The following is a 461-nucleotide window of genomic DNA, read 5'->3' on the forward strand; positions in this document are numbered from 1 at the left end:
GTCGCGATGAGTAGGAGAACGACATCATCTGGTAGTTGCCGCTCTGGTAACGCTCCAGCTGGGTCCCCCACTCCAGGGTTTCCATCTCGATATTCAGGCCGCTGCCCTGGGCCTGTCTCTTATACACATCTAGATGTGTATAAGAGACAGTCGGAAAACAGATAGGTGTTGGTGCCATCGACATAGGTGAACGGCGTATCACCAAACTGCTCCTGATACCCGCCGCCCAGGCTGTGTCCCTTGTAGCTGTAGGCGACCCGCGTGCTCAGCGCGCGGTTATCCACCTTGCCCGCCAGCCCGGCGCCCGCCTTGTCCGCGTCGAAGTAGCGAATGTCGCTCTTGAGCACGCCGCCGCCCAGGGCAAAACTGTTCTTCAGGCCCACATAGTGCTGCTGGTAAATGTCCTCCAGCTGGGCAAAGTGATAGGTCAACGTCAGGTTCGGATTGACCTTGTAATCGCC

Annotated in this window: 1 protein-coding gene; it reads right to left on the minus strand. The window is 57.7% G+C overall.

Features of this window, described 5'->3' with window-relative positions; all coding sequences use genetic code 11:
* Positions 1-119 precede the first annotated feature (119 nt).
* A partial coding sequence (locus JMF97_RS30680) for an OprD family outer membrane porin (RefSeq protein ID WP_203224678.1) occupies positions 120-461 on the minus strand: 342 nt, incomplete at its 5' end.

It is taken from the genome of Micromonospora fiedleri (assembly GCF_016774385.1).
GTDB classification, from domain to species: domain Bacteria; phylum Actinomycetota; class Actinomycetes; order Mycobacteriales; family Micromonosporaceae; genus Micromonospora; species Micromonospora gifhornensis.